This window comes from Bradyrhizobium sp. STM 3809 (assembly GCF_000239795.1).
Classification (GTDB): Bacteria; Pseudomonadota; Alphaproteobacteria; order Rhizobiales; family Xanthobacteraceae; genus Bradyrhizobium.
The window spans coordinates 1-7989 of the sequence record NZ_CAFJ01000505.1 but is presented as its reverse complement, the minus strand read 5'-3'; the positions used below and the strand labels follow the sequence as shown (position 1 = coordinate 7989).

The following is a 7989-nucleotide window of genomic DNA, read 5'->3' as shown; positions in this document are numbered from 1 at the left end:
TTTGGTCTCGGTTGAAGAACAGCGCTTCCGCGCCCCTTGCCCGGGACCTTCAGACATTATGGCGCTCTCGCGGCGAAAATCCGCGGGAGTGTTGTTTTCAGGTCATTTACTTGGGTGAGAAGTTTTCATTTCCTCAAGTCATCCGTGTGATCCCGGCTGGAAAGCGGCCGCCGCGGAATGGGCTGAGGGGATGGCAATGCGGACTGAAACATTTGGGCTGGCCATGAAGGCAGCCATGATGGCTGCGTCCGCCACTGGTGCCGTCATCGGCGTCATGGCGGCGATGACCACGACAGCATCGGCGAGGCCCGAACTCGTCGGCATCGCCGGCGACTATTCGCCGGGAACGATCGTGGTGAAGACCAGCGAGCGCAGGCTCTATCTCGTGCTCGATGGCAGCCATGCGATGCGCTACCCGGTCGGCGTCGGAAAGGCCGGGCGGCAATGGGCCGGCACCACCAGGATCGACGGCAAGTACAAGAATCCCGCCTGGGCGCCGCCCGCCGACGTCAAGCGCGACAAGCCCGAGCTCCCTGACGTGATCCCCGGCGGCTCGCCGCGCAACCCGATGGGTGTCGCGGCGATGACGCTCGCCGGCGGCGAATATGCGATCCACGGCACCAACGTGCCGAACTCCGTGGGCGGCTACGTGTCCTATGGCTGCATCCGCATGCTCAACCAGGACATCACCGATCTCTATGACCGCGTGTCGATCGGCACAAAAGTGGTGGTGACGCGCTGAGGCGACCCATCCCGGCCGCCGGTCCGTTGGGCGCGGCGCAGGCCTCGCGCCAAGCGTTCCAGATATGGAACTTTTCATCTGTAGTTGTACGGAGAGAGGTATTTATATCTTGTTCATGATGGTTGCGCCTACTACTCCAATACAACTTGGGGGAGTTGGCGCATCATGGCAGGTTTTACGTTCCGGATCGGGACAAAGCTCGGACTGACGGCGGCGATCGGCGTCGCCCTGGTCGGCGGAATGCTCGGCAACCAGCTCTATGGCGATCAGCTGATCGCCGAATCCAGCCGCTCCGTTGCCGCGAACTACACCAACAAATCGAGCGCGCAGACCGCAGAGGGCGCGATGCTCCGCGCCCAGCTGGCGTTGCGGGGCATCGGCACCGCGCGCAGCGCCGCCGAGCTCGATGACGGCCTGCAGGCGTTCCGCAGCAGCGCCGCCGCCGCCGCAACCGAGGTGGACGCCACCGGCAAGCGCGCCAAGCGTCCGCAGGTCAAGGAGCTGTATCAGGCCACGAAGCAGCTGATCGATCAGTACATCGCGCTGGGAAGCGATCTCGCTGCCGGCCAGAAGGCGGCGGTCGACGCGCTCACCGCCAGCGGCCAGGCGGCCGACGGCTGGGCCCGCGAGATGGGCCAGCTGCAATCGTCGCTGGCGGCCGGATCGCCCGGCCAGGGTGATTTGCAGAGCGAGCTGCGCGGCGCCGACACCCTGTTCAATGCCGCCCGCGCCGCGCTCTGGCAGTTTGCCAGCGGCGACGCTGCCGCGAAGGCGGAGCTCGCGCAGCGGCTCGACGGCGCCCTCGCCATGCTCAAGCGCGCACGGGCGGCCGCGACGGACAAGCCGCTCGCTGCCGGCCTCGATCAGCTGGCCGGAGCCGCCGAACGTTTCAGATCCGACGCGACCCGTGTCGCCGTGCTGCAGGACGGCAAGAGCCGCCTGCTCGCCGAGCGGCTGATGCCTATGGCGGCGGAGATCGGCGAGAAGATTGCGAAGGCCGTCGCGTTCGGCGAGGAATTCGCGCAGGAGCGCCGCAACGAACTGCTGGCCACGCTCACCTCGGTGCGCGATGTCGCGCTCACGGTCGGCGCGCTGGTGGTGCTGGTGCTGATCGGCTCGGCGCTGTTCTCGGTGCTGACGATCGCACGTCCGATAAGGCGCATCGGCGAGGTGCTGCTCGAACTCGCCGGCGGCAACAAGGCCGTCACGATCCCGTTCACGGAACGCGGCGACGAGGTCGGCGACAACGCGCGCGCCGCGCGCACCTTCAAGGACAATCTGATCCGCATTGAGCGGATGGAGGCCGAGCAGAAGAACCAGGAGGCGGCAGCCGCGGCGGGGCGCAAGGCCGAGATGATCAAGCTCGCCGATGCGTTCCAGAACGCGGTCGGCGGGGTCGTCGGTTCGGTGTCGGCAGCGTCGAACCAGCTGGAGAAGGCGGCCGGCACATTGTCCGGAACCGCGGACGACACCCAGAAGCTGGCCGGAATGGTGGCAGCGGCCTCGGAGGAGGCGTCCACCAATGTCGGCGCGGTCGCCTCCGCGGCCGAGGAGATGAGCGCCTCGGTCGCCGAGATCGGCCGCCAGGTCCACAATTCCAGCCGCATCGCCAGCGAGGCCGTGAAGCAGGCGGAGCGCACCGATGCGCGCATCAACGAGCTGCAGGCCGCCGCCGGCCGTATCGGCGACGTCGTCAAGCTGATCACCGCGATCGCCGAGCAGACCAACCTGCTGGCGCTGAACGCCACGATCGAGGCGGCACGGGCCGGAGAATCCGGACGCGGATTCGCCGTCGTCGCCAGCGAGGTCAAGGCGCTCGCCGCGCAGACGGCCAAGGCGACCGAGGACATCGGCGCCCAGATCATGGGCATGCAGGCGGCGACGCAGGAGTCGGTCGCGGCGATCAAGGAGATCGGCACCACCATCACGCAGATCTCCGACATCGCGGCGACGATCGCGGCCACCGTCGAGCAGCAGGGCGCGGCGACGCGCGAGATCGCCCGCAATGTCGGCGAAGCCGCCAAGGGCACGGCGGAGGTCGCCGAGAAGATCACCCACGTCAATCAGGGTGCGAGCGCCACCGGCGCGGCTTCCGCGCAGGTCCTCACCTCGGCGCGATCACTGGCGCGCGAGAGCAGCGGCCTCAAGAGCGAGGTCGAAAACTTTCTCAGCACCGTGCGGGCGGCCTGAGGGCGCCGGAATTCACAGCGCCAGCACCTCATGACCAATCAAATCGCGGGGATGCGCGCATGAATCTTCATCTGGCGCCAACCGATTCGCTGCAGCGCATGGCCGATCTGGTGCGGGCGCGGCACGCCTCGCTCGACACCATGCCGCTCGAGCCCGACGGCACGTTCCAGCGCCGCGGCACGACGCTGCGCGCGTTGACGACGGAGGTCACCCGCTGCCTGGGCGAGGGCTTCCGGGGGCGAGCCGCCGATGATTTTCCGCACCTGGTCTGCGCCTGGGGCAAATGCCGGGTCGGCTCGACGCCGCTCACCAATCTGTTCGGCATGGCCGGCCTGCCGTCCTACTACCAGCCCGTGAAGGGCATCCTGCGCCACGCCCTCGAAGGCACGGAGGGCGTGCCGTGGCTGCTGCCGCTCGCGACGGCGGAATCCCATGTCTTCGCCAAGGAAACGGCGGGCCCGTATGTTCTGGCCGAGAGCCTGTTCAATCCGCTGCAGGCGGTGGTCGAGGCCGGCTATCCGCCCGAGCGGATCCAGCTCGTCGCGCTCGATCGCGATCCGGCCAGCGCGCTCGCCTCGTGGCTGGACAAGTGGTCGGGCCGCGCCGCTCCGCCGACGCTGCTGTTCAACTACGTCGCCGCGGCCCTCAACCTGATCCGGATCGAATCCTATGCCGCGCAGGTCGGCATCCCGGTCACGCACTATGTCTACGAGGCCAGCAGGGATGCGGCGGCGACGGTCCGCCTGATGTTCGATCGTCTCGGCCTGGCCGAACGGTTCTCCGAGCAAAGCGTGACGGACTGGAACGAGATGGGCGAGCTCGAATCGGAGCACGCACGGATCATCTTCTCGGACGTTCCCGCGGCCTATCCGACCGCCGGCATCCACGGCTCCGACAGCGCCTACCGCTATCGCGCGCGCGACACGTCCGATCTCGGCGACGCGGTGTGCGAGGTGCTGGAGCGCTGCGGGGTCTACGAGGTCTACCGGGCTTCGGTTGCCGGATGTGTCCGCGATCTCGCGCTCGATGCCGCCACCGCGACGCGCCTGTTCGGCGACGCCGCCGCACGTCCCGACTCCGGCGAGTCCGCCTTTGGAACGCCTGCGCGCCCCGCAACGGCGCCGATCAGAAATCCGAGATGATGCCCTTGTTCTCCCAGTCGCCGTAGCGGGTCGGTTCCGGCCCCTTCGGTCCCTGCAATTCCCTGGGCATCGGCTTGGCCTGTTCGGCGGCAAGGCGCCGGCGCTCCTCAGCCTCCGCCAGCGCGCGTTGCGCGGCCGGCGTCAGCGGCTTGCGCGGGGCATCATTGCTGGCCACCAGCGTCAGTGACGGCTTGCTCGACGATTCGTTGCTCATCTTACCATTCCACCGTTGAACCGGTCCGTTCCCAAGCTCATCAGATCGTGTGCGCGCGAACGATAAAACAGGTCTAAAAAAAGCAGAGCCGATTCTTACATTCGGCATATTCCGGTGGCAGAGGACCCGCAAGCTGATGGCATGCACCCGATCGTCGCGGAACTGCCTTTCTTCTTTTCGCGAGTAATCTCCAGGCATGCCCCCGCCGCGTTTTGCGACACCTTCTGAAGTCCCGGGTCTTGCCGCGCGGCGTATCGCCGCCGACGTCATCGACGGGGTCCTGCACAAACACCGAACGCTCGATGACCAGCTCGATGGCACAGGCGCGCATCCCGGCCTGAAGCAGCTCGCCGACCGCGACCGTGCGTTGATGCGCCGGCTGGTCGCGACCACCTTGCGCCGCCTCGGCACGCTCGGCCATCTGCTGTCGCGGCTGCTCGATCGCGGCGTCCCGACCGACGCGCCGCGGGCGCAGAGCGCGCTGCTGATCGGCGCCGCGCAGATCCTGTGGATGGACGTGCCCGACCACGCCGCCGTCGACCTGTCGGTCCGGCTGGTGCAGGCCGATCGCCGGGCCGCGAAATATGCCGGTCTGGTCAACGCCGTGCTGCGCCGCTGCGCGCGCGAGGGCGCGAGCCTGCTCGAGGATGCCAAGGGCCAGCCGCTCGACATCGCGCCCTGGCTGCTGCGACGCTGGACCGACCATTATGGCGAAGCCACCGCCAGGGACATCGCCGCGGCGCTCGGCCAGGAGCCGTCGCTCGACCTCACGGTCAAATCCGACCCTGCGCAATGGGCCGCGCGGCTGCACGGCGAGGTGCTGCCGACCGCGACCGTCCGCACCCTGCTGCACGGCTCGGTCACGGTGCTGCCGGGCTTCTCCGAGGGACAGTGGTGGGTGCAGGACGCGGCCGCCGCGCTGCCGGCCCGTCTGTTCGGCGACGTCGCCGGCAAGACCATGGCCGATCTCTGCGCCGCGCCGGGCGGCAAGACCGCCCAGCTCGCGCATGCCGGTGCCCATGTCACCGCCATCGACCGGTCGCCGGCCCGGATGAGCCGGCTCAAGGACAACATGACGCGGCTGCAGCTTTCGGCCGAGACCCTCGTGGCCGATGCCGCCGAGTGGCAGCCGGCGCACGCCGGCGGCTTCGACGGCATCCTGCTGGACGCGCCCTGCACCTCGACGGGCACGATCCGGCGGCATCCCGATGTCGGCTGGCTGCGCAGCGAGGCGGACATCGGCGCACTGGCCGCCACTCAGCTGCGGCTGCTGACCAAGGCCGCCAGCCTGCTCAGACCGGGGAAAACCCTGGTCTACTGCACGTGCTCGCTCGAACCCGAGGAGGGCGAGCACGTCGTCGACGCCGCTCTCGCCGCGAGCACCGATCTCCGGCGCGTCCCGATCACTCCCGGCGAGATCGCGGGGCTGGCCGAACTGGTCACGCCCGCGGGCGATCTGCGAACCCTGCCCTGCCATCTGCCGCACCAGGACCCCCGGCTCGGCGGCCTGGACGGTTTTTATGCCGCAAGGCTGGAGCGGCGGCCATGAGCATGGCATCGTGTGGACGATCGATGGCTGCGCCGTGGCGGTAGCCGATTGAGGTCGTGGGCGTTGCGTTAGTCGTTAATTCCTGATTTTGCACCAGTTTCGGGTCCTGCGATGGTGCTGCACCGGGACCGAAAATGGTGTATCGGCGGCATTTGCGAATCTCTGAAGGGGATCCGCGACCGAACCCCCTCTCGATTGAAGGATTGGCGTGTCCGCCGCTCAACGCAGACGCATATCGACATTGGTGATGGGCCGCTTCGCGCGCAGCCTGATGTCCAATGTCAGCGGCGTGTCGGTATCCGTATCCGGATTATGGCCGGGCCGGGCCGACCGGCTGATCATTGCGCCGCATGACCTGCGCACGTCCGACGCCACGCGGGCGGCCGAGATCTATGCCGGGCGCTTCGTCTTCGCCGGCAAGATCGTAACCTGCCACGGCCGTTCGATCTTCGACCTGGAGCCGCCGTCGGAGGACTGGGAGGTCGCGCTGCTCGGCTTCGGCTGGCTGCGGCATCTGCGCGCAGCCGATACCGCGCTGACCCGCGCCAATGCCCGCGCGCTGGTCGACGACTGGATCACCAACCAGATCGGCCGCCATCCGCTGAGCCGCCGCGCCGACGTGCTGGCGCGCCGGGTCATCTCGCTGCTGTCGCAGGCGCCGCTGGTGCTGGCCGATTCCGACGGCAAGTTCTACCGGCGCTATCTGCGCGGCCTGACCCGCGAGATCCGTTTCCTGCGCTATTCGACCATCGACATCCCCGATGGCGTGCCGCGGCTGCAGGTCCTGATCGCGCTGTGCTACGCGGCGTTGTGTCTCGCCAACCAGGCCAAGCATATCCGCGGCGCCAGCCGGAAGCTGTCCGACGAGCTGCAGCGGCAGATCCTGCCCGATGGCGGCCACGTGTCGCGCAACCCGGGCGCGCTGATCGAGCTGCTGATCGACCTGTTGCCGCTGCGCCAGACCTTCGCCGCCCGCAACATCGCGCCGCCGCCGGCGCTGCTCAACGCCATCGACCGGATGATGCCGATGCTGCGCTTCTTCCGGCATGGCGACGGCAACATGGCGCTGTTCAACGGCATGGGCGGCACGCCGTCGGACCTGCTGGCGACCCTGCTCGCCTATGACGACACGCATGGCACGCCGATGGCGAGCATGCCGCATTCCGGCTTCCAGCGGCTCGATGCGGGAGCGCTGACGGTCATCGTCGATACCGGATCCCCGCCGCCGCCGCATCTCAGCCACGAGGCGCATGCCGGGTGCCTTGCCTTCGAGATGTCCTCGGGCACGAGCCGCATCGTGATCAATTGCGGCCTGCCGTCGACCGGCCGCGACAACTGGCGGACCTTTGCGCGCTCCACCGTGGCGCATTCGACGCTGACCTATCACAACACCTCGTCCTGCACCTTCGTCGAGATGTCGGCGATGAAGCGCCTGCTGCACGGCGCGCCGATCGTGTCGGGGCCGACGCGGGTCGAGAATTTCCGCGAGATCGTGCCCGACGGCACCGTGCTGTCGACCTCGCATAACGGCTATGCGGCGAAGTTCGGCCTGATCCATCGCCGCGTCCTGGTCGCGGCCGAGGACGGCGCGCGGCTCGACGGCGAGGACACCGTGACGCCCGCGCAGGGCGCGCGGCTGCGCGGCGGCGGCTCGGACTACACGCTGCGCTTCCACCTGCATCCCGGCGTGAAGGCCAGCCGGCTCAGCGACGGCCGTGGCGCCATGCTGGTGCTGCCCAATCGCGAAGTGTGGACATTCGAGACTTTCGAGGATCGCGTCGATCTCGAGGACAGCGTCTTCCTCGCCGGCAATGACGGCCCGCGCCGCACCACCCAGCTCGTGATCCGCCAGGACGCCCAGCAGGCCCCCTCGATCCGCTGGAGCTTCGTGCGCTCGTCGACGTCGCCGAGCGAGACCAATGCGCGGAGGAATGCAAGGCGGGAGCCGGAGCTGCCGCTGTAGGCCGCGGCAACAGTTCTGTGAGCATCGTTTTGCAAGCGTGAGACGAACTCTCTCCTCGATCGCGCTGCCCTCCCTCTCCCCGTTCTTCACGGGGAGAGGGTCGGGGTGAGCAGCCGCACGGGCGGTGCATGATCCAGGGCAGCGAAGTGCGAGTCCTATGGAGCTACGATGTGGCTTCGTATGTGCCAT

6 protein-coding genes are annotated in these 7989 nt (G+C 68.2%); 5 read left to right on the top strand and 1 reads right to left on the bottom strand.

What is annotated here, in order from left to right:
- The first annotated feature begins 235 nt into the window (after window positions 1-235).
- The 3 genes from BRAS3809_RS23350 to BRAS3809_RS23340 all read left to right on the top strand — a co-directional run bounded on the left by BRAS3809_RS23350 (window position 236) and on the right by BRAS3809_RS23340 (window position 4074).
- Window positions 236-742 (top strand): L,D-transpeptidase, encoded by a 507-nt coding sequence (locus tag BRAS3809_RS23350; protein ID WP_085963526.1) that lies wholly within the window; start codon window positions 236-238, stop codon window positions 740-742.
- A gap of 165 nt (window positions 743-907) precedes the next feature.
- Window positions 908-2932 carry a methyl-accepting chemotaxis protein gene (locus BRAS3809_RS23345; RefSeq protein WP_008964505.1) on the top strand — a complete coding sequence of 675 codons (2025 nt, stop codon included), beginning with the start codon at window positions 908-910 and terminating at the stop codon, window positions 2930-2932.
- Window positions 2933-2991: 59 nt separating this feature from the next.
- Entirely contained in the window at window positions 2992-4074 is a 1083-nt protein-coding gene (locus BRAS3809_RS23340; protein ID WP_008964504.1) for a hypothetical protein, read from the top strand.
- On the opposite strand, the gene BRAS3809_RS23335 is transcribed toward BRAS3809_RS23340, so the two are convergent.
- Complete coding sequence (locus BRAS3809_RS23335; protein WP_052523478.1) at window positions 4058-4288, bottom strand: DUF1674 domain-containing protein; 231 nt, start codon at window positions 4286-4288, stop codon at window positions 4058-4060. The two genes, BRAS3809_RS23340 and BRAS3809_RS23335, sit on opposite strands and share 17 nt — an antisense overlap.
- Before the next feature lie 196 nt (window positions 4289-4484).
- On the opposite strand from BRAS3809_RS23335, the gene BRAS3809_RS23330 reads away from it, so the two are divergent.
- Both BRAS3809_RS23330 and BRAS3809_RS23325 read left to right on the top strand, forming a co-directional pair.
- Window positions 4485-5837 (top strand): RsmB/NOP family class I SAM-dependent RNA methyltransferase, encoded by a 1353-nt coding sequence (locus BRAS3809_RS23330; protein WP_008964502.1) that lies wholly within the window; start codon window positions 4485-4487, stop codon window positions 5835-5837.
- A gap of 247 nt (window positions 5838-6084) precedes the next feature.
- A complete protein-coding gene (locus tag BRAS3809_RS23325; protein WP_035657863.1) occupies window positions 6085-7800 on the top strand; it encodes a heparinase II/III family protein in 1716 nt (571 codons plus the stop codon).
- Window positions 7801-7989: the final 189 nt, after the last annotated feature.